We start from the raw sequence: 22,428 nt of genomic DNA on the forward strand, positions 1-22,428 counted from the left end.
TTCTAATCAGGACGCTGGCTAGATCGAAAGGGTATATGAATATACCCCCTCGTTTGGGCACTCCAGATTGGAAACCCACCCCTGTGTAGGAGCTGCCGAAGGCTGCGATCTTTTGATCTTGATCCTTAAAATCAAAAGATCGCAGCCTTCGGCAGCGCCTACAAAGGTGACCACACTGCAGTCCGAAATCAAATCGGATTCGGGCAATCGATGAAGATGTGCTCGAGGGCGAAACGTCGCGCCAGGTAATCGCCCAAAGCCTGCACACCGTAACGCTCGGTAGCGTGGTGGCCGGCGGCGATGAAGCTGATGTCGTTTTCCCGGGCGCTGTGGAACGTCTGCTCCGAGGCCTCGCCGCTGAGGTACAGATCAACGCCAGCCAACACCGCCTGATCAATGTACCCTTGGCCGCCACCGGTGCACCAGCCGACCCGACGAATCATCGCGTTGCCTTCGATCAGCAATGGCTCGCGCCCCATGACTTCCTGCACCCGACGGGCGAAATCGCGTGGGGTCATCGGTTCGTTCAACGAGCCGACCAGGCCAACGACTTTCAGATTGTCCGGATCCAGCGGGCCTTCGACGGTGATGTCCAGTTGCCGGGCAAGCTGCACGTTATTACCGACTTCCGGGTGCAGATCCAGCGGCAAGTGATAGGACAGCAGGCTGATATCGTGCTTGAGCAGGGTTTTCAACCGGCGCTGCTTCATGCCGGTGATGCACGGGTTTTCACCTTTCCAGAAATAGCCGTGATGCACCAGCACCAGATCGGCCTGGGCCTCCACCGCGGCGTCCAGCAACGCCTGGCTTGCAGTAACACCGCTGACGATGCGCATCACTTGCGGCCGGCCTTCGACCTGCAAACCATTGGGGCAGTAATCGGCGATCTTCGCACTTGCCAGGTAGCGGTCGGCTTCTTCGACCAGGGTGCTCAGGGCAACGGCCATAAAAGACTCCTAAATATCCCGTTCAGAGGCGCGCTCGGCCTCGTATAATGCGCGACATTATGGGCGGTCTCACACCGCCTGCAACCTCTGTAGGACTTGCTTAATGCTCAAGGCGCTGCGTTTTTCCGGCTGGCCGCTGTTGGCCGGCGTGCTTATCGCTCTATTGATTATGCAGCGTTATCCGGAGTGGGTCGGGCTACCGAGCCTGGACGTCAATCTGCAGCAAGCCCCGCAAACCATCGGTCTGCAGCAGGGCCCGGTGTCCTATGCCGACGCGGTGACCACGGCCGCGCCGTCGGTGGTCAACCTGTACACCACCAAAGTGGTCAACAAGCCCAGCCATCCGCTGTTCGAAGATCCGCAGTTCCGCCGCTTTTTCGGTGACAACTCGCCCAAGCAGAAACGCATGGAGTCGAGCCTCGGTTCGGGCGTGATCATGAGCCCGGAAGGCTATCTGCTGACCAACAACCATGTGACCAGCGGTGCCGACCAGATCGTGGTGGCGCTCAAGGATGGCCGTGAAACCCTGGCCCGGGTCATCGGCAGCGACCCGGAAACCGACCTCGCGGTATTGAAGATTGACCTGAAAAACCTGCCGTCGATCACCGTCGGCCGTTCCGACAATATCCGCATCGGCGACGTGGCCCTGGCCATCGGCAACCCGTTCGGCGTCGGCCAGACCGTGACCATGGGCATCATCAGCGCCACCGGGCGCAATCAGCTGGGACTGAACAACTACGAAGACTTCATCCAGACCGATGCCGCGATCAACCCCGGCAACTCCGGCGGTGCACTGGTGGACGCCAATGGCAACCTGACCGGCATCAACACGGCGATCTTCTCCAAGTCTGGCGGTTCTCAGGGCATCGGCTTCGCGATCCCGGTCAAACTGGCGATGGAAGTGATGAAGTCGATCATCGAACACGGCCAGGTGATTCGCGGCTGGCTCGGCATCGAAGTGCAACCGTTGAGTCAGGAACTGGCGGAATCGTTTGGTCTGTCCGGGCGTCCGGGGATTGTGGTCGCGGGGATTTTCCGTGACGGCCCGGCGCAAAAGGCCGGCCTGCAACTGGGCGACGTGATCCTTAGCATCGACGGTGAACCGGCCGGCGACGGTCGCCGTTCGATGAATCAGGTGGCACGGATCAAGCCGACCGACAAGGTCACCATTCAGGTAATGCGCAACGGTAAAGAGCTCAAGCTCACGGCGGAAATCGGTTTGCGTCCGCCACCCGCGCCGATCAAGGAAAAAGAAGAGTAGCTGCCGCAGGCTGCGATCTTTCCGAGGTCTTTGAAAGCACAGAGACAGCCAGCCTTAAACGAACACATTCGCATTAGGCATGTTATATTGTTTCAATATTACTATTGGATCAACATAACATGTCGTCTCGAACAATGGTTTCCCTCGCAGGCCTGGCCCTCGGTTTGCTGGGGGATCCGGTCTTCGCCGAAGAATCGCAAACCGTTGAACTGGACGCAATCAGCGTCACCTCCGACTACGAATCCCCCACCGGCCCGGTCAAGGGTTACCGTGCCACGCGCTCTTCCAGCGCAACCAAAACCGACACGGCCATTCGCGATATCCCGCAATCGATCAGTGTGGTTCCCGTCAGTGTGCTCAAGGACCTGGGCAGCACCAACGTCGAACGCGCGCTGGAATTTGCCGGCGGCGTGTCGAAACAGAACAACTTCGGTGGCCTGACGCTCTACGAATACAGCGTTCGCGGCTTCACCACGTCGGAGTTCTACAAGGACGGTTTCAGCGCCAACCGCGGCTACCCAAGCACGCCGGACGTGGCCAACATCGAACGCATCGAAGTGCTCAAAGGCCCGGCCGCCAGCCTCTATGGTCGTGGCGATCCGGGCGGTACGGTGAACATCGTCACCAAGAAACCCCAGCCTGAAGCCTTCACCACATTGCAAACCAGCGCCGGCAGTTGGGATCGCTATCGCACCGCCGTGGACGTCAACACACCGCTGGATGATGACGGCAACGTTCTGTCCCGGGTGAACCTGGCTGTCGAGGACAACCACAGCTTCCGCGATCACGTCGACAGTCAGCGTGTGTTCGTTGCGCCTTCGTTCAGCTGGCAACTGAACCCGGACACCAGCCTGTTGGTGGAGAGCGAGTTCGTGCGCCACAGCTCGACCTTCGATCGCGGCGTCGTCGCGCCGAACAATAAATGGAGTGGCGTTTCCCGTCCGACCTTCCTTGGCGAACCCAACGACGGCGACATCGACAACCATAACAATCTGCTGCAAGCCGCCCTCGAACATCAGCTCAACGACCGCTGGAAACTGCGCCTCGCCAGCCATTACAAAGAAGGCAAACTCTGGGGCTTTGCCTCCGAAAACCGTCCCTTGAACGCCGACGGCCATACCATCAACCGTCGCTATCGCGAGCGCGATACCAACTGGCACGACAGCATCACCCAACTCGAACTGCGCGGTTTGTTCGACATCGGCAGCTGGCAACACGAACTGCTGATCGGCAGCGAATACGAGAACTTCCGCAAGAACGAACGGGTCACGACCATTGCCGGCGGCCCTTACGCTATCGATATCTATCGGCCGATTTACGGCCAGCCGAAACCTGATGGCGCGCGCTCCGGGACCGACTTCTTCGAGCACGTCGAAAGCCAGGCGCTGAACCTTCAGGACCAGATCGTCTTCACCGACAAACTGCGCGGCATGCTCGGTGCGCGCTTCGAGCATTTCGAACAAAGCATCGACGATCACAGCCGCAACGCCACCAGCCGCCAGCGCCACGACGCACTGACCCAGCGAGCCGGCCTGCTCTACCAACTGACGCCTGAAGCGGGGTTGTTCGCCAACGTCTCCACCTCGTTCAAACCGAACAACGGCCTGGACGCCGCTGGAAAATCCTTCGACCCGGAAGAAGGCGTCGGTTATGAAGTCGGGATCAAGAGCGAGCTGTTCGACGACCGCTTGAGCACCACCCTCGCCGCCTTCCATATCGAAAAGGAAAACGTCCTGGCGCTTGATCCGAGCACCGACTCCAGCCGCGCCATGGGCAAGGCCCGCAGCCAGGGTGTCGACCTGCAAGTCACCGGGCAAGTGACCGATGCCGTGCGAGTAATCGGTGCTTTCGCGTACATCGACGCCGAAGTCACCCAAGGCGACAAGGTGATTCCCACCGGCAGCCGAATTCTTGGCGTGGCCAAACGCAGCGGCAGTCTGTTGGGTGTTTATGAATTTCAAGACGGTCATTTGCGCGGTTCGGACCTTGGCGCGGCGTTCATCTATGTCGGCGATCGCTCGGGTGAAGCCGGCAGCGATTTCGAACTGCCGGCCTACCACACCGTCGACCTGCTGGCCCATTACAAGGCCAGCGAAAACGTCACCGTGGGCCTGAACCTGAACAATCTTTTCGACGAGAAATACTTCGAGCGCTCCTACAGCAACTACTGGGTCAACCCCGGAGAGCCGCGCAATTTCACCGTCAGCCTGACACTCAACCTGTAAAGGAAAAATCGCTATGCAACACGCTAAATCACTGGTTCTGCTGGGTCTGTTCGGCGCCATGTTCGCCACTCACGTCTCGGCCCATGGCCTGTGGACCGAACAACGTCGCGGCAATATCGAAGCCATCTATGGTGATGGCGCCGAGGACGATGCCTTCAAGGCGCAAAAAATCAGTGGCGCTTGGGCCTATGACGCCGATGGCAAGATGATCCCGGTTACCGTGCAACGCCTGGCCGACCATGCGCGCCTGCAGCCACTCAAACCACCAGCGGCTCTGGCAGTCGCACTGGATAATGGCATGTGGTCGCAGACCGCCGACAAAAAGTGGATCAACGAAGGACGCAGTAAGGTGCCGGGCGCGATCGAATCGACCCAGACCTTCAAATACAGCCTGGCGATCTACCAGCCGGGGGCGAAGTTGCCAAAGCTCGACCAGATGAAATTGCTGATTCTGCCGGAGGTTGATCCACTGACCGTCGGGCCGGGGAAATCGTTGCCGGTGCGGGTCCTTTTGGACGGTAAACCGGCGGCGGGTGTGAAGTTGGTGGGCGATTTTCGCGGCGCGCCGAATACCTTGAGCACCGAAACCGACAAGGACGGCCGCGCCCAGGTACTGGTGCGCAATGAAGGGCTGAATGTGATTGCGGCGCAGGTGGAAGTCCCGCTAAAAGACAATGCTGATGTAGCGACGCGCGGGCTGTTCACGTCGCTGACATTCGTGGGCGAAGCGCATCACGAGTAACACACAAAACCTTGTGGGAGCGTGGCTTGCCCGCGATGGGGACACCGCGGTGCAATAGGTAGACCGCGTTATCGTTTATCGCGGGCAAGCCACGCTCCCACAGGATCGGGGAAGCCTTACAGGTCGCCCAGTCCGTCGATCAGCGCCTGATTCTGCTCCGGCGCGCCGATGGAAATCCGCAGGAACTGGGCAATCCGCTCTTGCTTGAAGTGCCGAACGATCACGCCCTGCTCGCGCAACTTCGCCGCCAGCCCTGCCGCATCGTGCTTCGGATGACGGGCGAAAATGAAGTTTGCCGCCGACGGCAACACTTCAAAGCCTTTCGCTTCCAGTTGCGCGACCACCTTCTCGCGACTCTCGATGACCAACCGGCAGGTCTTGTCGAAATACTCACGATCCTCGAACGCTGCCGCGGCCCCGACAATCGCCAGACGATCCAGCGGATAGGAGTTGAAGCTGTTCTTGATCCGCTCCAGCGCCTCGATCAGGTCCGGATGCCCCACTGCCAGGCCAACCCGCAGGCCCGCCAGCGAACGGGACTTGGACAGGGTCTGAGTCACCAACAGGTTTGGATAACGGTCCACCAGCGTGATCGCCGTTTCACCACCGAAATCAATGTAAGCCTCATCCACCACGACCACCGAATCCGGGCTGGCCTTGAGGATTTGCTCGACAGCGTCCAGCGCCAACAGGCAACCGGTCGGCGCGTTCGGGTTGGGGAAAATGATTCCGCCGTTCGGCTTGGCGTAGTCCGCCGGGTTGATCTGGAACTGCTCATCCAGCGGCACCGCGTCGAAGGCAATGCCATACAAACCGCAGTAAACCGGATAGAAGCTGTAGCTGATGTCCGGGAACAGCACTGGATTATCGTGTTGCAGCAAGCCGTGAAAAATGTGCGCCAGGACTTCGTCGGAACCGTTGCCGAGGAACACCTGATTGCTTTGTACGCCGTAGTACCTGGCCACCGCATTCTTCAGCAGATCGCTGTTCGGGTCCGGGTACAGACGCAGGTTATCGTTCAGTTCGGTTTGCATCGCGGCCAACGCTTTGGGCGATGGACCGTACGGGTTTTCGTTGGTGTTGAGCTTCACCAGTTTCGCCAGCTTCGGCTGCTCGCCCGGCACGTAAGGCACCAGGCTCTTGACGAAGGGACTCCAGAATTTACTCATGCTTAGCTGCCCTTCTTATCGTCAACAATGCGGTATTCGGCGCTGCGGGCGTGGGCGGTCAGCGACTCGCCACGGGCCAGCACGGAAGCGGTTTTGCCCAGTTCGGAGGCACCCTGCTCGGAGCAGAAGATGATCGACGAACGTTTCTGGAAGTCATAAACACCCAGCGGCGAAGAGAAGCGCGCGGTGCCGGACGTTGGCAGCACGTGGTTCGGGCCAGCGCAGTAATCGCCCAAAGCTTCGGACGTGTGGCGGCCCATGAAGATCGCGCCAGCGTGGCGGATCTGCGGCAACCAGGCCTGCGGGTCGGCAACCGACAACTCCAGGTGTTCCGGCGCGATACGGTTGGCGACTTCAATCGCTTGTTCCATGTCGCGAACCTTGATCAACGCACCGCGACCATTGATCGAGGTTTCGATGATCTCAGCGCGTTCCATGGTCGGCAGCAGTTTGGCGATACTCGCTGCGACCTTGTCGAGGAACTCGGCGTCCGGGCTGACCAGAATCGCCTGGGCGTCTTCGTCGTGCTCGGCCTGGGAGAACAGGTCCATGGCAATCCAGTCCGGATCGGTCTGACCGTCACACACCACGAGGATCTCGGAGGGACCGGCGATCATGTCGATGCCGACCTGACCGAACACGTGGCGCTTGGCGGTGGCGACATAGATGTTGCCAGGGCCAACAACCTTATCGACCTTCGGCACGCTTTCGGTGCCGTAAGCCAGCGCCGCAACTGCCTGGGCGCCGCCGATGGTGAACACTCGGTCAACGCCGGCAATGCAGGCCGCGGCCAGCACCAGCTCGTTGATCTCGCCGCGCGGCGTCGGCACGACCATGACCACTTCGCTCACGCCTGCAACCTTGGCCGGAATCGCGTTCATCAGCACCGAAGACGGGTACGACGCCTTGCCGCCCGGCACATACAGACCGGCGCGATCCAGCGGCGTGACCTTCTGGCCCAGCACCGTGCCATCGGCTTCGGTATAGCTCCAGGAATCCTGCTTCTGTTTTTCGTGGTAGCTGCGCACGCGAGTCGCGGCTTTTTCCAAGGCTTCACGCTGAGGCGCGGTGATGCGGGTCAATGCCAGCTCCAGGCGTTCGCGCGGCAGGATCAGGTCTGCCATGGAGGCGACTTGCAGGCCGTCGAACTTCTGGGTGAACTCCACCAGCGCTGCGTCGCCACGCTCGCGCACTGCCTTGATGATGTCCAGCACCCGCTGATTGACCGAGTCGTCAGACACACTTTCCCAGCTCAGCAGATGATCCAGATGATGTGCGAAATCCGGGTCAGCAGCGTTGAGTCGGCGAATTGCAGTCGGTGCGGTCATAGCGAGAGCCTCATAGGATTGGCAAAAACTCAGGCGCCCTAACTTAGCAGTCGTTTCCGCTTGGGCACCTGAGAATTCTGGCTATGAGGCGGATAGACGGGCGCGACTCAAGGTCGCGCGGGTGAATCAGCCGCGGTGTCGAGACTCCACTGCTTTGCGCAGGGTGTCGATCAACGCCTGGATTCGGGCATGCTGCATTTTCATCGAAGCTTTGTTGACGATCAGCCGGGAGCTGATGTCGGCAATGAAATCCTGGGGCTCCAGGCCATTGGCACGCAGGGTGTTACCGGTGTCGACTACGTCGATGATCTTGTCCGCCAGACCGATCAGCGGCGCCAGCTCCATCGAGCCGTAGAGCTTGATGATGTCGACCTGACGGCCTTGCTCGGCATAGTAACGCTTGGCGACGTTGACGAATTTGGTCGCCACCCGCAGACGGCCCTTGGGCTCGACATCGCCGACACGGCCGGCGGTCATCAGCTTGCAGAGGGCAATTCGCAGGTCCAGAGGCTCGTACAGACCCTGACCGCCATATTCCATCAGCACATCTTTACCGGCGACGCCGAGGTCCGCGGCACCATGCTCGACATAAGTCGGCACATCGGTGGCGCGCACGATCAGCAAGCGCACATCGGCCTGGGTTGTGGGGATGATCAGCTTGCGGCTCTTGTCCGGATTCTCGGTCGGCACGATACCCGCTTCAGCCAGAAGCGGCAGGGTGTCGTCAAGGATGCGGCCCTTGGACAGTGCGATGGTCAACATGGGAAACGTCAGTCCTTATCAGGCTACTGATGCCCGGTCGCAAACGGCGCCGGACACACATCGAGGCCATTACAGCCCCGACTTGAACGAAATCAACGGACGCGTCCTTGCGCCCATGCAGCAGAAACTAGCCCGGTACGCGGCGGATCTTCGCGCCAAGCATCTGCAGTTTCTCTTCGATGCACTCGTAACCACGGTCGATGTGGTAGATGCGGTCGATCAGGGTATCGCCTTCGGCGATCAGCGCCGAGATCACCAGGCTGGCCGAAGCACGCAGGTCGGTGGCCATTACTGGCGCGCCCTTGAGCTTCTCGATGCCGGTGACGATGGCGGTGTTGCCTTCGACCTGGATGTGAGCGCCCATGCGGTGCAGTTCGTAAACGTGCATGAAGCGGTTTTCGAAGATCGTCTCGATCACCGCACCAGTGCCTTCGGCAATGGCGTTGAGGGAGATGAACTGCGCCTGCATGTCGGTCGGGAACGCCGGGTATGGAGCGGTCCGCACGTTAACGGCTTTTGGCCGCTTGCCATGCATGTTCAGCTCGATCCAGTCTTCGCCGCAGGTGATTTCGGCACCCGATTCGCGGAGCTTTTCCAGAACGGCTTCGAGGATGGTCGGATCAGTGTCCTTGACCTTCACACGACCGCCGGTCACCGCCGCCGCCACCAGGTAGGTGCCGGTCTCGATGCGGTCAGGCATCACCTTGTAGGTGGTCGGGTGCAGACGCTCGACGCCATCGATGGTGATGGTGTCGGTGCCGGCGCCAGTGATCTTGGCGCCCATGGCGTTCAGGAAGTTCGCCAGGTCGATGACCTCAGGCTCGCGAGCGGCGTTCGCCAGCACGCTACGGCCCTTGGCCAGAGCGGCCGCCATCATGATGTTCTCGGTACCGGTCACGCTGACGGTGTCGAAGAAGAAGTGCGCACCGCGCAGGCCGCCTTCAGGGGCCTTGGCCTTGATGTAGCCGCCTTCGACGTCGATGACCGCGCCCATGGCTTCGAGGCCACGGATGTGCAGGTCGACCGGACGCGAACCGATGGCGCAACCGCCAGGCAGTGCGACTTCGGCTTCACCGAAACGGGCAACCATCGGGCCCAATACCAGGATCGAGGCACGCATGGTTTTCACCAGTTCGTACGGCGCGATCAGGGTCTTGATGGTGCGCGGGTCGATTTCGACGCTGAGCTTCTCGTCGATCACCGGCTCGATGCCCATGCGGCCGAACAGCTCGATCATCGTGGTGATGTCGTGCAGGTGCGGCAGGTTGGCAACGGTCACCGGGCCATCGCACAGCAGGGTTGCAGCCAGGATCGGCAGGGCAGAGTTCTTTGCCCCGGAGATGCGGATTTCGCCGTCAAGACGAGCACCGCCAGTAATAATCAATTTATCCATAAGAATCTCGACGCCCTTGGGCTCAGGTGCGCTCGGCCCAGGCCGCGCTGCTGAAAAATTTCATAGTGACCGCATGGATGCTGCCATCGGTGATCCATGGGTTCAAATGGGCATAGATCTGCTGCTGACGCTTCACCGGGCTCAACGCCGCCAGTTCATCGCTAATCACGTTCAGCTGAAAGTTGCAGCCTTCGCCCTCGACTTCTACTAGGGTTCCTGGCAGCTTTCCTTCAAGGAAGCTCTTCACTTCTACGGCCTGCATGCTCAACCTCAATCGGCGCCCTGTGCGCGCGGGTCGGACATCATACAAAAAAGCCCCGCGCCTGCGAACCCCGCATTCACAGGACTCTGACGGGGGGCTTCTTTATAGATGCGGTTCAGGGGTGCGCCAACAGCTCGGTCAATTCGCTGACCTGAGCGATTTCGCGCATATCGTCGGGCATCGCGCGAATGCTCAGGGCCTTGCCAGCCGCCTGGGCATCGCGCATGAAGCACAGCAACAGCGACAAGCCGACGCTGCTGGACTTCTCCACCGCTGAGCAATCAACCACCAGCGCAGCCGCGTTGCTGGACTTGATCAGCGCCTGCCCCTGCTTGCGCAGGTTCGGGCCTGTGCGGTAATCCAGCACGCCACTGAGCAGCAGCTCGCCGGATTCGCTCATGCGAATGGCCGACTCACTCATTGGGTTTGGTTCTCGGTAGATTTTTCGGTGGCTTCCTTGGCTTTGGCGACTTCCCCGGCCCAACCGTTGATGGTCTTGTCCAGATCGTTGCCATTGCGTTGCATCGCATCAGCAAACTGATCGCGGAACAGCTTGCCAATGTTGATGCCGTTGATGATCACGTTGCGCAGTTTCCACTCGCCATTGATCTTTTCCAGTGTGTAAGACACAGGATAAATCGCGCCACTGCTGCCTTTGACCGTCATGCCAACGCTGGTACGGTCTCCCGACTCATCCTTGGCAGGATCGACGACGATACCTTGGTTGTCATACTCCAGCAGGGCATTGCCATAGAACTGGAACAGACCCTTTTTGAAGTTTTCCTGAAACGTCTTCATCTGCTCAGGCGTGGCTTTGCGCGAGTATTTGACTGTCATGATGCTCTTGGAAATACCCTCGGCATCCACGACAGGCCCGACAATGCTGTTCAGCGCCGCATAGAAGTCCTGCGGATCCTGCTTGTATTTCTCTTTGTTGGCAGAAAGATCCGCCAACAACCGGTTGGTGGTGTCCTGCACCAGTTCGTGCGCCGACGGCGCCGCCACGGCGTTAGCCATCAACGGCAAGGCCGCGAGTATCACCAACAGGCCACGTCGCAAGATAGAGATCATTCAAAAGCTCCTCATTTGGCGTCTTTGCTAACGGTATTGAGCAGGAATTTACCGATCAGGTCCTCGAGCACCAGCGACGACTGCGTGTCGTGGATGGTTCCCCCCTCCTTGAGCAGGGTTTCTTCCCCACCCACGCTGATACCGATGTATTTCTCACCCAACAGGCCAGCGGTCAGGATAGATGCAGTGGAGTCGGTCGGCAGATTATCTACGCGCTTTTCCAGTTGCATGGTCACCCGACCGGTGAAGCTGTCGCGATCCAGATCGATTGCGGTGACTTTGCCGATGGTGACACCGGCCATGGTCACTTTAGCTCTGACCGTCAAACCGGCGATATTGTCGAAATACGCATAAAGTTTATAAGTATCGGTGCTCGCCGTCGGAGCCAGGCCACTGACCCGCAGCGCAAGCAACAGCAAAGCCAGGATGCCAGCCAGCAAGAAAAGGCCGACACCGATTTCCAGGGTGCGGTTTTGCATCAGAAATCTCCAAACATCAAGGCGGTCAAGATAAAGTCCAGGCCGAGCACAGCCAAAGAGGCATACACCACGGTCTTGGTAGTGGCACGACTGATCCCCTCGGAAGTGGGCTCGCAGTCATAGCCTTGGAATACGGCGATCCAGGTCACGACGAAGGCAAAAACCATGCTTTTGATAATGCCGTTGAGCACATCGTCGACAAACGTCACGCTGTTTTGCATGTTCGACCAGTAGGAGCCTTCATAGACACCCAGCCAGTCGACGGCCACCCACGAACCGCCCCAGATACCCACCACGCTGAAAATCGTCGTCAGCACCGGCAAGGAAATGAAGCCGGCCCACAGGCGCGGGGCAATGATGTACTTGAGCGGGTCGACCCCGATCATTTCCAGGCTGGACAATTGCTCGGTGGACTTCATGTTGCCGATCTCGGCGGTCAGCGCCGACCCTGCGCGCCCGGCGAACAGCAAGGCCGTGACCACCGGCCCCAGTTCACGCAGCAACGTCAACGCAACCATCTGCCCGACGGCCTGTTCCGAACCGTAGCTGGACAGGATATTGAACCCCTGCAGGGCCAGCACCATGCCGATGAACACCCCGGAGACCACGATGATCACCAGGGACATCACGCCCACCGAATGCAGTTGCTTGACCAGCAAGCCAAAACCGCCGCCGATGCCGCCACGACCGAGCAAGGCATGGAACAGGAACAACGCCGAACGCCCGAACACCGCCATCACATCGATGCCGGCATGACCGAAACGGCGCACCCTTTCTATTAGTGTGATCTTGCGCATCAACGCTTCCCCAGGAGATCTGCGCGGTAATCCGGCGCTGGAAAGTGGTATGCGACCGGGCCGTCGGGTTCGCCAGTCAAGAATTGACGAATACGTGGCTCATCCGATTTCATCAGATCCTTGGGCGTGCCTTGCCCCAACACTTGCCCATCGCCCACCACGATGAGGTGGTCGGCGATGCTCGCGGTCTCGGCCAGGTCGTGGGAAACCACAATGCTGGTGATGCCCAGCGCATCGTTGAGCAGGCGGATCAGGCGCACCAGCACGCCCATGGCGATCGGGTCCTGGCCGACGAAAGGCTCGTCGTACATCAGGATTCGCGGATCGAGAGCAATTGCCCGGGCCAGCGCGACGCGACGTTTCATGCCCCCGGACAATTCGTCAGGCATCAGGTCGATGGCGCCACGCAAGCCAACAGCCTGCAATTTGAGCAGGACAATGTCGCGGATCATTTCTTCCGGCAGCGCTGTATGAACACGCAGCGGAAAGGCGACGTTCTCGAACACATCAAGGTCGGTAAACAATGCACCGCTCTGAAACAGCACACCCATGTGCTTGCGCGCATCGAACAGATCGTTGCGCGACAGTGTTGGCAGGTTCTGGCCATTGACCCAGACTTCGCCGCTGGTGGGACGCAATTGTGCGCCGATCAGCCGCAACAGCGTGGTCTTGCCACACCCGGAAGGTCCCATGATGCCGGTAACCTTGCCGCGCGGGATGCGGATATCGACGTTATTGAAAATGCTGCGCGTACCGCGCTTGAAGGTCAGTCCCTTCAGCTCGACCGCGTAGGCGTTATCGGCACTCATCTAAACTCCTTGCGATGCAGCCTCTCACTCGGACGCCTGGCTTTCTGGCGAAAGCACATACCTCCCCGGGCAGGCCGAACTGGCGGCGAACTATATCACTGCAAAGCTCAAGCGCCCAAGGCCCAAGCCGGGCATGTTCAGCAACATGACCGCCCGAAATCATCTATTTAGAGAGGATTCGGTAACAAGGAATGACAAACCGCGACGAACTAGCGTGAGGGTTTTGATCATTACCGCTATAATCGCCGCCTTTTCATCAGGCTATTCGATTTCCGACATGAACCAATCCAGCGACCTGATTCAATCCGCACAACGTACCATCCGCCTCGAACTGGAAGCCGTACAAGGCTTGCTACCCAATATCAATGCGGATTTCGTACGTGCGTGCGAGATGATTCTGGCCAGCAAAGGCCGCGTGGTCGTGGTCGGCATGGGCAAATCGGGGCACATCGGCAACAAGATTGCCGCCACCCTGGCCAGCACCGGCACCACAGCCTTCTTCGTGCATCCGGCCGAAGCCAGCCATGGCGACATGGGCATGATCACCCGCGATGACATCATTCTGGCGCTGTCGAATTCCGGCTCCACCAACGAGATCGTCACCTTGCTGCCGCTGATCAAACGCCAGGGCATTCAAATGATCAGCCTGACCGGTAACCCCGAGTCGCCGCTGGCCAAGGCAGCGGAAGTCAATCTCAATGTAAGCGTCGAACACGAAGCCTGCCCGCTGAATCTGGCACCTACCTCGTCGACCACCGCGGCACTGGTCATGGGTGATGCTCTCGCCGTTGCCTTGCTTGAAGCTCGCGGCTTTACCGCCGAAGATTTCGCTTTTTCCCACCCGGGCGGCGCTCTAGGCCGCCGCTTGTTGCTGAAAGTGGAAAACGTCATGCATGCCGGCACCGAATTGCCGCAAGTGATGTGCGGTACGCTGCTCAAGGATGCCTTGATGGAAATGACCCGTAAGGGATTGGGCATGACCGTTGTACTGAGCACGGATGGAAAACTCGCCGGGATCTTCACCGACGGCGACCTGCGTCGCACGCTGGACCGCACCATCGATATCCACAGCACGACCATTGATGAAGTGATGACCGCCCACGGCAAGACCGCCCGCGCCGAGATGCTCGCCGCCGAGGCCCTGAAAATCATGGAAGACCACAAGATCAACGCACTGGTAGTGGTCGACAGCGAAGACCGTCCGGTCGGCGCCTTGAACATGCACGATTTGCTGCGTGCGGGAGTAATGTAATGAGCACGGACCTGCTGCAACGCGGCAAACAGATCAAACTGGCGGTGTTCGACGTCGATGGCGTGCTGACCGACGGGCGCCTGTACTTCCTCGAAGACGGTAGCGAATTCAAGACGTTCAACACCCTCGACGGCCAGGGCATCAAGATGTTGATGGCCGCGGGCGTGCAGACCGCTATCATCAGTGGCCGCAAGACCCCGGTGGTTGAACGGCGCGCGAAGAACCTCGGCATTGCGCACCTTTATCAGGGTCGCGAAGACAAACTGGTGGTGCTCGACGAACTTCTTGGCCAGCTCAACCTGAGCTATGAACAAGTGGCCTACCTGGGCGACGACCTGCCGGACCTGCCGGTGATTCGCCGCGTAGGCCTTGGCATGGCGGTGGCCAGCGCTGCCAGTTTCGTGCGCGAACACGCCCACGGCATCACCCAGGCCCGCGGTGGCGAGGGGGCCGCTCGCGAATTCTGCGAATTGATCCTGCGCGCCCAGGGCCGCCTCGATGCGGCCAACGCCGCGTACCTGTGAGCCCATCATGCTGAGCAAGAAAATTCGTAACATCCTGGTGTTCGGTTGCATCGCTGCGATTTTTGCAGCGGTCGGCTACTGGAACATCAGCCCGGAACGCTTCCTCGACAAGCCGGTGGTGAAGGTCGATGAAACCGCGATCGACTATTACGCCATCAACGCCCACAGCGTGCAGTACCTGCCCGACGGCAAACTGCAATACGAGATGACGTCGGACAAGGTCGAACACGTGAAAGCGAGCGAGGTGACGTTGCTGACCAATCCGGACCTGAACATGTTCCGTGGCACCGAATTCCCCTGGCACGTCCAGAGCGAGCGCGGCGAAGTCAACCCGGACGGCACTCAGGTCGAGCTGATTGACTCGGTACGTATCACGCGTTTCGACGAAAAAAACCGTAAAACCCTGATTACCACCACCCGTATGACAGTGTTCCCGCAGCAGCAATATGCGCAGACCGATCAACCCGTTAGAATCGACGGCGCTGGCGGTGTATCGACAGGCAACGGAATGAAAGCGTACTTGAAAGAAAGCAGGATACACCTGCTATCGAACGTAAGAGGACAGTATGAGGCTCGTTAAAACTCTCCCTATTTTGCTCAGTCTGGGCGCAGCACTGGGAAGCGTGAGCGCCTGGGCTCTGCCGAACGATCAAGAGCAGCCTATCCGCATTCAGGCCGACGATGCCCAACTGGACGACAAGAACGGCGTTGCCACCTATAAGGGCGATGTGATCATCACCCAGGGCTCGATGAAGGTCACCGGCAATACCGTAACTATCACCCGCACCCCGACCGGCGACATCGACGTGGTGACTTCGGTGGGCAACCTTGCCTACTTCGAGCAACTGCAAACGGCGGGCGATACCAAGCCGGTCCAGGGCTACGGCGTAACTATCCAGTACCACGCCTCGCAAAACCGCGTCGTGCTGATCGATCGCGCCAAAGTCATCGATAAGGACAACAACGTCACCCAAGGCGAGAAAATCGTCTACGACACGGTCAAAAAGCTTGCGAGCGCCGGTCGCGCCACGGGTAACAAGGTCACCGAGGCACGCCCTCGCATCGACATGGTGATCCAGCCGAAGAAGAAAACCGACGAGCAAAAGGCCCAGTAATGGCAACTCTGAAAGCTCAGCATCTGGCCAAGAGCTACAAGAGCCGTCAGGTCGTGCGCGACGTCAGCCTGTCCATCGACAGCGGTCAGATCGTCGGCCTGCTTGGCCCTAACGGCGCCGGTAAAACCACCTGTTTCTATATGATTGTCGGTCTGGTACAGGCCGATCAAGGCCGCGTACTGATCGACGACCTGGACGTCAGCCACCAGCCGATGCACGGTCGCGCGAAGGCCGGCATCGGCTATCTTCCGCAAGAAGCGTCGATCTTCCGCAAACTGTCGGTGGCCGACAACATCATGGCCATCCTCGAGACCCGCAAGGAACTCGATAAGGCCGGTCGTCGCCAAGAGCTGGAAAGCCTGCTGCAGGAATTTCACATCCATCACATCCGTGACAATCTCGGCATGAGCCTGTCCGGTGGTGAACGCCGCCGTGTGGAAATCGCCCGGGCACTGGCTACCAACCCGAAATTCATCCTCCTCGACGAACCCTTCGCCGGTGTGGACCCGATTTCGGTGGGCGACATCAAGCAGATCATCCATCACCTCAAGGCTAAAGGCATTGGCGTGCTGATCACGGACCACAACGTTCGTGAGACCCTGGATATCTGCGAAACCGCCTACATCGTCAACGACGGCCAACTGATTGCTGAAGGTGACTCCGCCACCATCCTCGCCAATGAACTGGTCAAGGAAGTGTATCTGGGCCACGAGTTCCGCCTGTAAGCACCTGAGGTGCCCGGGTCGCCGAGGGAGCGCTCGCTTCAATAAAAAATCAATAACTTTTTATTGTTACAGCGCTCTAGGCAAACACTTCAGTTTCGGGCATATAATTTGCTTATGTTTGGCGCTTCGGCGCCCTGTAGTGGATGGCGCATGTGCGCCGGCGAATAAGGTGTTAAGCCCCTGCCATGAAACCATCGCTAGTCTTGAGAATGGGCCAGCAGCTGACGATGACACCGCAGCTGCAACAGGCCATCCGCCTGCTCCAATTGTCGACCCTGGACCTGCAACAGGAAATCCAGGAGGCTCTGGAGTCCAATCCGATGCTCGAACGCCAGGAAGAAGGCGACGACTTCGATAACGCCGACCCCTTGGCCGATAGCGCCGAACAGAAACCCAACGCCGACATTCAGGAACCCTCCTACCAGGAAACCGCCCCGACGGTGGACAACCTTGAGGAAGGCGACTGGAACGAGCGCATCCCCAACGAATTGCCCGTCGACACAGCCTGGGAGGATGTCTACCAGACCAGCGCCAGCAGCCTGCCGAGCAACGATGACGACGAGTGGGACTTCACCACCCGCACATCGGTCGGTGAAAGCCTGCAAAGCCATTTGCTCTGGCAACTGAACCTGGCACCGATGTCCGACACCGATCGCCTGATCGCCGTGACCCTGATCGACTGCATCAACAATCAGGGCTACCTGGACGAAACCCTCGAGGAAATCCTCGAAGCGTTCGACCCGGAACTGGACATCGAACTGGACGAAATCGAAGCCGTCCTGCACCGCATCCAGCAATTCGAACCCGCTGGCATCGGCGCCCGCAACCTCGGTGAATGCCTGCTGCTGCAACTGCGCCAGTTGTCCGCCAAGACCCCTTGGCTGGCCGAAGCCAAGCGCCTGGTCACCGATTACATCGACCTGCTCGGCAGCCGCGACTACAGCCAGCTGATGCGCCGCATGAAGCTCAAGGAAGATGAGCTGCGCCAGGTCATCGAATTGGTCCAGAGCCTCAACCCACGCCCCGGTTCACAAATCGAGTCCACCGAAGCCGAATACGTCGTTCCCGACGTGATCGTGCGCAAGGACAACGAGCGCTGGCTGGTGGAGCTGAACCAGGAATCGGTGCCACGCCTGCGGGTCAACGCCCAATATGCCGGTTTCGTGCGCCGTGCCGATACCAGCGCTGACAACACCTTCATGCGTAATCAGCTGCAGGAGGCTCGCTGGTTCATCAAGAGCCTGCAAAGCCGCAATGAAACCCTGATGAAAGTCGCCACCCAGATCGTCGAGCATCAACGCGGCTTTCTCGAATACGGTGACGAAGCCATGAAGCCGTTGGTGCTGCATGACATTGCCGAAGCAGTCGGCATGCATGAATCGACAATTTCACGGGTGACCACGCAAAAATTCATGCATACCCCGCGGGGCATCTATGAACTGAAATACTTTTTTTCCAGCCACGTCAGTACCTCTGAAGGCGGTGAATGCTCGTCCACGGCGATCCGCGCGATCATCAAAAAACTGGTTGCTGCGGAAAATCAGAAAAAGCCGTTGAGTGACAGCAAGATCGCTGGTTTACTGGAGGCACAAGGCATTCAGGTAGCCCGTCGCACCGTCGCCAAGTACCGCGAATCCCTGGGGATCGCGCCTTCCAGCGAACGGAAGCGGTTGATGTAGCCGCCGGGCTGGCCACAGCGTTCCAGTGGCAGGCATTTCTGCCTGCCGCTTTATGCACTGGCAACGAAGGAGAAGCTGTATGCAAGTCAACATCAGTGGACACCAACTGGAAGTGACCGAACCCCTGCGCACCTACATCGGCGAAAAACTCGACCGATTAGAGAGGCATTTCGACAAGATCACCAATGTGCAAGTCACGATGAACGTCGAAAAACTGCTGCAGAAGATCGAAGCCACGCTGCATATTCCCGGCGGAGAAGTGGTCGCCAATGCCGAGCATACGGACATGTATGCCGCCATCGACCTGCTGACCGACAAGCTGGATCGCCAACTTAAAAAGCATAAGGAAAAGACCCAGAGCCTCCTCCAGGGCGCGACCGGTCGTTAACACCCCCAATCCATGATCCGACTAGAAACCATCCTGACCCCCGGCCGTTCCCAAGTGAACGCGCCGGGTGGCAGTAAAAAGAAAGCCCTCGAGCAAATTGCCAACCTCATCCATCGCGAAGTGCCGGATCTGGAAATGCAGGACGTCTTCGAGGCCTTGATTGCCCGTGAGAAACTCGGTTCTACCGGTTTCGGCAACGGCATCGCCATCCCCCACTGCCGGCTCAAAGGCTGCACCTCGCCAATCAGCGCGCTGCTGCACCTGGAAGCCCCTATCGATTTCGATGCCATCGACGGTGCCCCGGTTGACCTGCTGTTTGTGCTGCTGGTCCCGGAAGCCGCCACCGATGCACACCTGGAATTGCTGCGCCAGATTGCCAGCATGCTGGATCGCAAGGAAGTGCGTGAAAAATTGCGCAGCGCCCCGAGCAACGAAGCCTTGTATCAGGTTGTCCTGGACGAGCAGAACGGTCACTAATCATGCGCCTGATCATCGTCAGTGGCCGCTCCGGCTCAGGTAAAAGTACCGCCCTCGATGTGCTCGAGGACAACGGCTACTACTGCATCGACAACCTGCCTGCCGGCTTGCTGCCGGAACTGGCCGAACGCGCGCTGATTCACACCGAACTGGCACAACCGCTGGTGGCCGTGTCCATCGATGCACGCAACTTGCCAAGCCACCTGTCACGGTTCCCCGAATTGCTGGAAGAGGTCCGCAGCCGACATATCCAGTGCGATGTGCTGTACCTGGACGCAGACGAAGAAACCTTGCTCAAACGCTTTTCGGAAACTCGCCGTCGTCACCCGCTGAGCAGCGCCAATCGTTCGCTGGCGGAGGCGATCCAGGATGAAACCAATCTGCTGGGGCCTATTGCCGATCTGGCCGACCTCAAGGTCAATACCACCAATCTGAACCTGTATCAGCTACGCGATACCATCAAGCTGCGCCTGCTGAATCAACCGGAACCGGGCACTGCGTTCCTGGTGGAATCTTTCGGGTTCAAGCGTGGCATGCCGGTGGACGCCGATCTGGTGTTCGACGTGCGCTGCCTGCCTAACCCTTACTGGAAGCCGGAGCTACGGGCACAGTCCGGGCTTGATCAACCGGTGGCCGAGTACCTGGCGGCACAGCCGGACGTCGAAGAGATGTTCCAGGACATTTCCTCGTACTTGCTCAAGTGGCTACCCCGCTTTGCCGCCAGCAACCGCGCCTATGTCACCATTGCCATTGGCTGCACTGGCGGGCATCACCGCTCTGTCTACCTGACCGAACGTCTGGGTCAGGTCCTGCAAAAAACCCTGAAGAACGTCCAGGTCCGCCACCGCGACCTCAGCTAAAGGATTCACATCGCGATGCCTGCTCTGGAAATCGAAATCATCAACAAGCTGGGCCTGCATGCCCGCGCGTCTGCAAAATTCGTTGGGGTCGCCGGTCAGTTCAAGGATTGCACGATCAGGGTAGGACGCACGCCAGAATCCGTGGTCGATGGCAAAAGCATCATGGCCATGATGATGCTGGCCGCTGGCAAGGGCACCAAAATCCACCTGATTACCGAAGGCGAACAGGAGCAGGAAGCGCTGGATGCACTGGTGAAGCTGATCAACAACTACTTCGACGAAGGCGAATAAACATCAAAAGATCGCAGCCTTTGGCAGCTCCTACATGGGATTGCGGACACCCGAAGGCTGCGATCTTTTGTTAAGCCAACGCCGTATCCATCACCATCATCAGACAAAACCCGATCAGCAGCCCAAGGCTGGCCAGTTTGTCGTGACCATGGCGGCGCGATTCGGGGATGACTTCGTGAGTCACCACCAGCAACATCGCACCGGCCGCCAGTGCCAGCCCCAAAGGCAACAGCAGTTCGGCCAGGCTCACCAGCCAGGCGCATAACAATGCAAAGACCGGCTCGACCAACCCTGATGCAGCACCGATCAGGAACGCCTTGACCCGCGACATCCCTGCCCCGGCCAACACCAACGCAATGACCAGTCCTTCCGGCACATCCTGCAATGCGATGCCCATGGCCAGGCTGTCGGCGTCAGGCATGCCTCCACCGGCCGAGACGCCGACAGCCATGCCTTCGGGGATGTTGTGGGCGATGATGGCAAACACAAACAACCAGATCCGCGGTGGAATCACCGATCGCTTCAGTGTCCCCACGAGCATTTCGGGCGTAGCGCCAGACACCCTGCGATCCACCAGAAACAACCCGAATGCGCCCAGCAGGATGCCGAAGCTGATCAGGCCGCTGGCCGCCCAAGGCGTCAGCCCGAGGTTTTCTGCCGCGGCAATGCCCGGCACGATCAGCGAAAACGCCGTCGCGGCGAGCATCACCCCGGCTCCGAAACCGAGCAATATGTCGCTGACTGCCTGAGGCATCTGCCGAATCACCAGCACCGGCACCGCGCCCAAAGCGGTACCCAAAGCGCAAATCGCCCCGCCTTGCAGGGCACGCTGCAGTTTCGGTTCGAGGTCCAGCCAGCTCAGCCCTTGGGCAGCCAATAATGTCATGCCCGCCAGCAGTAACAGCGATCCCAGTGCGTAACGAAACATTCGTCCACTTCCGATCGCCAGTGTTTCAATGCCCATAGTCAGCCCTGGATTGTTTTATAGAGACTTAGGGGCGTTCTCAACTCGTTCCCCCTCCGCGTTGTCGCCTTAAAGCGGGCCAGGCAAGGCGCAGGCCGCTGAGAATGGTTGTTCCCTTTCCAAGGCCTGCAAGGCAGCCTGGCCCGCTTTAAGGCACAACCCGAAGGGCCGGGCCTGCTGTTGTGCAGGGCTGCGTTGCTCGAAGCTTATTTGGAATGACCAAACCACGCTTCTCGCGCCTTGCCCTGCACAACAGCAGACCCGGCGCGGAGGGGAGACTAGTTGAGAACGCCCCCTAAACCAGCGCAGCCTGATAACGCGCGGCGACTTCGGGCCAATTGATCACGTTGTAGAACGCATTGATGTATTCCGGGCGGCGGTTCTGATAGCGCAGGTAGTAAGCGTGCTCCCAGACATCCAGGCCGAGGATCGGCGTATTGCCATTCATCAACGGGCTGTCCTGGTTGCCGCTGCTTTCAACGATCAAGGTCTTTTGCGGCGTCACACTCAACCAGGCCCAACCGCTGCCAAAACGGGTCAGCGCAGCTTTGGTGAAGGCCTCCTTGAAGCTGTCGAGACCACCCAGCTGTTCGTCGATCGCCTTGGCCAGCGCGCCTTCAGGTTGGCCTCCGCCGTTGGGTGCCATCACTTCCCAGAACAACGAATGGTTGGCATGCCCACCGCCCTGATTGATCACTGCCGCACGGAGCTTTTCCGGCAATTGCTGGACAGCCGCCACCAGTTTTTCCACCGGCCATTCAGCAAACTCAGTGCCTTCGACTGCGGCGTTGAGGTTGTTGATGTAGGTCTGGTGGTGTTTGGTGTAGTGGATTTCCATGGTTTGCGCATCGATGTGCGGTTCCAGGGCGTCATAGGCGTACGGCAAGGCAGGCAAGGTAAAAGCCATT

Annotated in this window: 26 protein-coding genes; 13 read left to right on the forward strand and 13 right to left on the reverse strand. The window is 59.1% G+C overall.

Annotated elements, in window-relative coordinates:
• Positions 1–188 precede the first annotated feature (188 nt).
• Positions 189–947, reverse strand: a complete 759-nt coding sequence (locus AB7M26_RS00935) for a Nif3-like dinuclear metal center hexameric protein (RefSeq protein ID WP_123499017.1) — start codon at positions 945–947, stop codon at positions 189–191.
• Positions 948–1,050: 103 nt separating this feature from the next.
• On the opposite strand from AB7M26_RS00935, the gene algW reads away from it, so the two are divergent.
• From algW to AB7M26_RS00950, 3 genes are all read left to right on the forward strand, one after another.
• Positions 1,051–2,208 (forward strand): Do family serine endopeptidase AlgW, encoded by a 1,158-nt coding sequence (algW, locus tag AB7M26_RS00940; protein WP_123499015.1) that lies wholly within the window; start codon positions 1,051–1,053, stop codon positions 2,206–2,208.
• Positions 2,209–2,327: 119 nt separating this feature from the next.
• Positions 2,328–4,433, forward strand: coding sequence for a TonB-dependent siderophore receptor (locus AB7M26_RS00945; RefSeq protein WP_429387591.1), 2,106 nt, complete (start codon positions 2,328–2,330; stop codon positions 4,431–4,433).
• 13 nt (positions 4,434–4,446) lie between these two features.
• Positions 4,447–5,175: a DUF4198 domain-containing protein gene (locus AB7M26_RS00950; RefSeq protein ID WP_123499011.1), complete on the forward strand. Its 729-nt coding sequence runs from the start codon at positions 4,447–4,449 to the stop codon at positions 5,173–5,175.
• A 116-nt stretch (positions 5,176–5,291) separates the two neighbouring features.
• Here AB7M26_RS00950 and hisC read toward each other — a convergent pair whose 3' ends face one another.
• The 10 genes from hisC to AB7M26_RS01000 all read right to left on the reverse strand — a co-directional run bounded on the left by hisC (position 5,292) and on the right by AB7M26_RS01000 (position 13,245).
• Entirely contained in the window at positions 5,292–6,344 is a 1,053-nt protein-coding gene (hisC, locus tag AB7M26_RS00955; RefSeq protein ID WP_123499009.1) for a histidinol-phosphate transaminase, read from the reverse strand.
• A 2-nt stretch (positions 6,345–6,346) separates the two neighbouring features.
• Positions 6,347–7,672 carry a histidinol dehydrogenase gene (gene hisD / locus AB7M26_RS00960; protein WP_123499007.1) on the reverse strand — a complete coding sequence of 442 codons (1,326 nt, stop codon included), beginning with the start codon at positions 7,670–7,672 and terminating at the stop codon, positions 6,347–6,349.
• 126 nt (positions 7,673–7,798) lie between these two features.
• Positions 7,799–8,434 carry an ATP phosphoribosyltransferase gene (gene hisG, locus AB7M26_RS00965; protein ID WP_007901570.1) on the reverse strand — a complete coding sequence of 212 codons (636 nt, stop codon included), beginning with the start codon at positions 8,432–8,434 and terminating at the stop codon, positions 7,799–7,801.
• A gap of 127 nt (positions 8,435–8,561) precedes the next feature.
• Positions 8,562–9,827, reverse strand: a complete 1,266-nt coding sequence (gene murA / locus AB7M26_RS00970) for a UDP-N-acetylglucosamine 1-carboxyvinyltransferase (protein ID WP_123499005.1) — start codon at positions 9,825–9,827, stop codon at positions 8,562–8,564.
• A 22-nt stretch (positions 9,828–9,849) separates the two neighbouring features.
• On the reverse strand, positions 9,850–10,089 hold the full coding sequence (locus tag AB7M26_RS00975) for a BolA family protein (RefSeq protein ID WP_007912386.1): 240 nt from the start codon (positions 10,087–10,089) through the stop codon (positions 9,850–9,852).
• A 115-nt stretch (positions 10,090–10,204) separates the two neighbouring features.
• Positions 10,205–10,510 carry an STAS domain-containing protein gene (locus AB7M26_RS00980; RefSeq protein ID WP_008070580.1) on the reverse strand — a complete coding sequence of 102 codons (306 nt, stop codon included), beginning with the start codon at positions 10,508–10,510 and terminating at the stop codon, positions 10,205–10,207.
• On the reverse strand, positions 10,507–11,160 hold the full coding sequence (locus tag AB7M26_RS00985; protein WP_218398690.1) for an MlaC/ttg2D family ABC transporter substrate-binding protein: 654 nt from the start codon (positions 11,158–11,160) through the stop codon (positions 10,507–10,509). The genes AB7M26_RS00980 and AB7M26_RS00985 overlap by 4 nt, the downstream gene beginning before the upstream one ends.
• Positions 11,161–11,171: 11 nt before the next feature.
• The gene (gene mlaD, locus AB7M26_RS00990; protein ID WP_008070583.1) at positions 11,172–11,639 is read right to left on the reverse strand and encodes an outer membrane lipid asymmetry maintenance protein MlaD; all 468 of its coding nucleotides are present in this window, start codon (positions 11,637–11,639) and stop codon (positions 11,172–11,174) included.
• The gene (mlaE, locus tag AB7M26_RS00995; protein ID WP_123499001.1) at positions 11,639–12,436 is read right to left on the reverse strand and encodes a lipid asymmetry maintenance ABC transporter permease subunit MlaE; all 798 of its coding nucleotides are present in this window, start codon (positions 12,434–12,436) and stop codon (positions 11,639–11,641) included. Before mlaE ends, mlaD begins: the two co-directional genes overlap by 1 nt.
• Positions 12,436–13,245, reverse strand: coding sequence for an ATP-binding cassette domain-containing protein (locus tag AB7M26_RS01000; RefSeq protein ID WP_123498999.1), 810 nt, complete (start codon positions 13,243–13,245; stop codon positions 12,436–12,438). Before AB7M26_RS01000 ends, mlaE begins: the two co-directional genes overlap by 1 nt.
• A gap of 277 nt (positions 13,246–13,522) precedes the next feature.
• Here AB7M26_RS01000 and AB7M26_RS01005 point away from each other — a divergent pair, with 277 nt between their 5' ends.
• From AB7M26_RS01005 to AB7M26_RS01050, 10 genes are all read left to right on the forward strand, one after another.
• A complete protein-coding gene (locus tag AB7M26_RS01005) occupies positions 13,523–14,497 on the forward strand; it encodes a KpsF/GutQ family sugar-phosphate isomerase (RefSeq protein ID WP_123498997.1) in 975 nt (324 codons plus the stop codon).
• Entirely contained in the window at positions 14,497–15,021 is a 525-nt protein-coding gene (locus tag AB7M26_RS01010) for a KdsC family phosphatase (RefSeq protein WP_123498995.1), read from the forward strand. The genes AB7M26_RS01005 and AB7M26_RS01010 overlap by 1 nt, the downstream gene beginning before the upstream one ends.
• A gap of 7 nt (positions 15,022–15,028) precedes the next feature.
• Positions 15,029–15,601: an LPS export ABC transporter periplasmic protein LptC gene (lptC, locus tag AB7M26_RS01015; protein ID WP_008070592.1), complete on the forward strand. Its 573-nt coding sequence runs from the start codon at positions 15,029–15,031 to the stop codon at positions 15,599–15,601.
• Complete coding sequence (gene lptA, locus AB7M26_RS01020) at positions 15,588–16,136, forward strand: lipopolysaccharide transport periplasmic protein LptA (RefSeq protein WP_007901540.1); 549 nt, start codon at positions 15,588–15,590, stop codon at positions 16,134–16,136. Before lptC ends, lptA begins: the two co-directional genes overlap by 14 nt.
• Positions 16,136–16,861 carry an LPS export ABC transporter ATP-binding protein gene (gene lptB, locus AB7M26_RS01025; protein WP_030128011.1) on the forward strand — a complete coding sequence of 242 codons (726 nt, stop codon included), beginning with the start codon at positions 16,136–16,138 and terminating at the stop codon, positions 16,859–16,861. Before lptA ends, lptB begins: the two co-directional genes overlap by 1 nt.
• A gap of 185 nt (positions 16,862–17,046) precedes the next feature.
• Positions 17,047–18,540, forward strand: coding sequence for an RNA polymerase factor sigma-54 (locus tag AB7M26_RS01030; protein WP_032830276.1), 1,494 nt, complete (start codon positions 17,047–17,049; stop codon positions 18,538–18,540).
• Between the two features lie 79 nt (positions 18,541–18,619).
• A complete protein-coding gene (hpf, locus tag AB7M26_RS01035; RefSeq protein WP_003178005.1) occupies positions 18,620–18,928 on the forward strand; it encodes a ribosome hibernation-promoting factor, HPF/YfiA family in 309 nt (102 codons plus the stop codon).
• Positions 18,929–18,940: 12 nt separating this feature from the next.
• Entirely contained in the window at positions 18,941–19,405 is a 465-nt protein-coding gene (ptsN, locus tag AB7M26_RS01040) for a PTS IIA-like nitrogen regulatory protein PtsN (RefSeq protein ID WP_007901530.1), read from the forward strand.
• A gap of 2 nt (positions 19,406–19,407) precedes the next feature.
• On the forward strand, positions 19,408–20,265 hold the full coding sequence (rapZ, locus tag AB7M26_RS01045) for an RNase adapter RapZ (protein WP_123498993.1): 858 nt from the start codon (positions 19,408–19,410) through the stop codon (positions 20,263–20,265).
• A 15-nt stretch (positions 20,266–20,280) separates the two neighbouring features.
• Positions 20,281–20,556: an HPr family phosphocarrier protein gene (locus AB7M26_RS01050; protein ID WP_123498991.1), complete on the forward strand. Its 276-nt coding sequence runs from the start codon at positions 20,281–20,283 to the stop codon at positions 20,554–20,556.
• A 70-nt stretch (positions 20,557–20,626) separates the two neighbouring features.
• On the opposite strand, the gene AB7M26_RS01055 is transcribed toward AB7M26_RS01050, so the two are convergent.
• Positions 20,627–21,520 carry a ZIP family metal transporter gene (locus AB7M26_RS01055; protein WP_123498989.1) on the reverse strand — a complete coding sequence of 298 codons (894 nt, stop codon included), beginning with the start codon at positions 21,518–21,520 and terminating at the stop codon, positions 20,627–20,629.
• Between the two features lie 295 nt (positions 21,521–21,815).
• Entirely contained in the window at positions 21,816–22,427 is a 612-nt protein-coding gene (locus AB7M26_RS01060) for a superoxide dismutase (RefSeq protein ID WP_123498987.1), read from the reverse strand.
• Position 22,428: the final 1 nt, after the last annotated feature.

This window comes from Pseudomonas sp. F-14 TE3482 (genome assembly GCF_053629455.1).

Bases quoted from the DNA above. Each gene is read 5' to 3' on its own strand.
- AB7M26_RS00945 (WP_429387591.1), top strand. From the start codon at position 2,328: ATGTCGTCTCGAACAATGGTTTCCCTCGCAGGCCTGGCCCTCGGTTTG.
- hisC (WP_123499009.1), bottom strand. From the start codon at position 6,344: ATGAGTAAATTCTGGAGTCCCTTCGTCAAGAGCCTGGTGCCTTACGTG.
- rapZ (WP_123498993.1), top strand. From the start codon at position 19,408: ATGCGCCTGATCATCGTCAGTGGCCGCTCCGGCTCAGGTAAAAGTACC.
- AB7M26_RS01030 (WP_032830276.1), top strand. From the start codon at position 17,047: ATGAAACCATCGCTAGTCTTGAGAATGGGCCAGCAGCTGACGATGACA.
- hisD (WP_123499007.1), bottom strand. From the start codon at position 7,672: ATGACCGCACCGACTGCAATTCGCCGACTCAACGCTGCTGACCCGGAT.
- mlaD (WP_008070583.1), bottom strand. From the start codon at position 11,639: ATGCAAAACCGCACCCTGGAAATCGGTGTCGGCCTTTTCTTGCTGGCT.
- hisG (WP_007901570.1), bottom strand. From the start codon at position 8,434: ATGTTGACCATCGCACTGTCCAAGGGCCGCATCCTTGACGACACCCTG.
- algW (WP_123499015.1), top strand. From the start codon at position 1,051: ATGCTCAAGGCGCTGCGTTTTTCCGGCTGGCCGCTGTTGGCCGGCGTG.
- AB7M26_RS00980 (WP_008070580.1), bottom strand. From the start codon at position 10,510: ATGAGTGAGTCGGCCATTCGCATGAGCGAATCCGGCGAGCTGCTGCTC.
- AB7M26_RS01060 (WP_123498987.1), bottom strand. From the start codon at position 22,427: ATGGCTTTTACCTTGCCTGCCTTGCCGTACGCCTATGACGCCCTGGAA.
- lptC (WP_008070592.1), top strand. From the start codon at position 15,029: ATGCTGAGCAAGAAAATTCGTAACATCCTGGTGTTCGGTTGCATCGCT.
- AB7M26_RS01005 (WP_123498997.1), top strand. From the start codon at position 13,523: ATGAACCAATCCAGCGACCTGATTCAATCCGCACAACGTACCATCCGC.
- AB7M26_RS00975 (WP_007912386.1), bottom strand. From the start codon at position 10,089: ATGCAGGCCGTAGAAGTGAAGAGCTTCCTTGAAGGAAAGCTGCCAGGA.
- murA (WP_123499005.1), bottom strand. From the start codon at position 9,827: ATGGATAAATTGATTATTACTGGCGGTGCTCGTCTTGACGGCGAAATC.
- AB7M26_RS00935 (WP_123499017.1), bottom strand. From the start codon at position 947: ATGGCCGTTGCCCTGAGCACCCTGGTCGAAGAAGCCGACCGCTACCTG.
- AB7M26_RS00950 (WP_123499011.1), top strand. From the start codon at position 4,447: ATGCAACACGCTAAATCACTGGTTCTGCTGGGTCTGTTCGGCGCCATG.
- lptB (WP_030128011.1), top strand. From the start codon at position 16,136: ATGGCAACTCTGAAAGCTCAGCATCTGGCCAAGAGCTACAAGAGCCGT.
- ptsN (WP_007901530.1), top strand. From the start codon at position 18,941: ATGATCCGACTAGAAACCATCCTGACCCCCGGCCGTTCCCAAGTGAAC.
- lptA (WP_007901540.1), top strand. From the start codon at position 15,588: ATGAGGCTCGTTAAAACTCTCCCTATTTTGCTCAGTCTGGGCGCAGCA.
- AB7M26_RS01010 (WP_123498995.1), top strand. From the start codon at position 14,497: ATGAGCACGGACCTGCTGCAACGCGGCAAACAGATCAAACTGGCGGTG.
- AB7M26_RS01055 (WP_123498989.1), bottom strand. From the start codon at position 21,520: ATGGGCATTGAAACACTGGCGATCGGAAGTGGACGAATGTTTCGTTAC.
- AB7M26_RS00985 (WP_218398690.1), bottom strand. From the start codon at position 11,160: ATGATCTCTATCTTGCGACGTGGCCTGTTGGTGATACTCGCGGCCTTG.
- AB7M26_RS01000 (WP_123498999.1), bottom strand. From the start codon at position 13,245: ATGAGTGCCGATAACGCCTACGCGGTCGAGCTGAAGGGACTGACCTTC.
- mlaE (WP_123499001.1), bottom strand. From the start codon at position 12,436: ATGCGCAAGATCACACTAATAGAAAGGGTGCGCCGTTTCGGTCATGCC.
- AB7M26_RS01050 (WP_123498991.1), top strand. From the start codon at position 20,281: ATGCCTGCTCTGGAAATCGAAATCATCAACAAGCTGGGCCTGCATGCC.
- hpf (WP_003178005.1), top strand. From the start codon at position 18,620: ATGCAAGTCAACATCAGTGGACACCAACTGGAAGTGACCGAACCCCTG.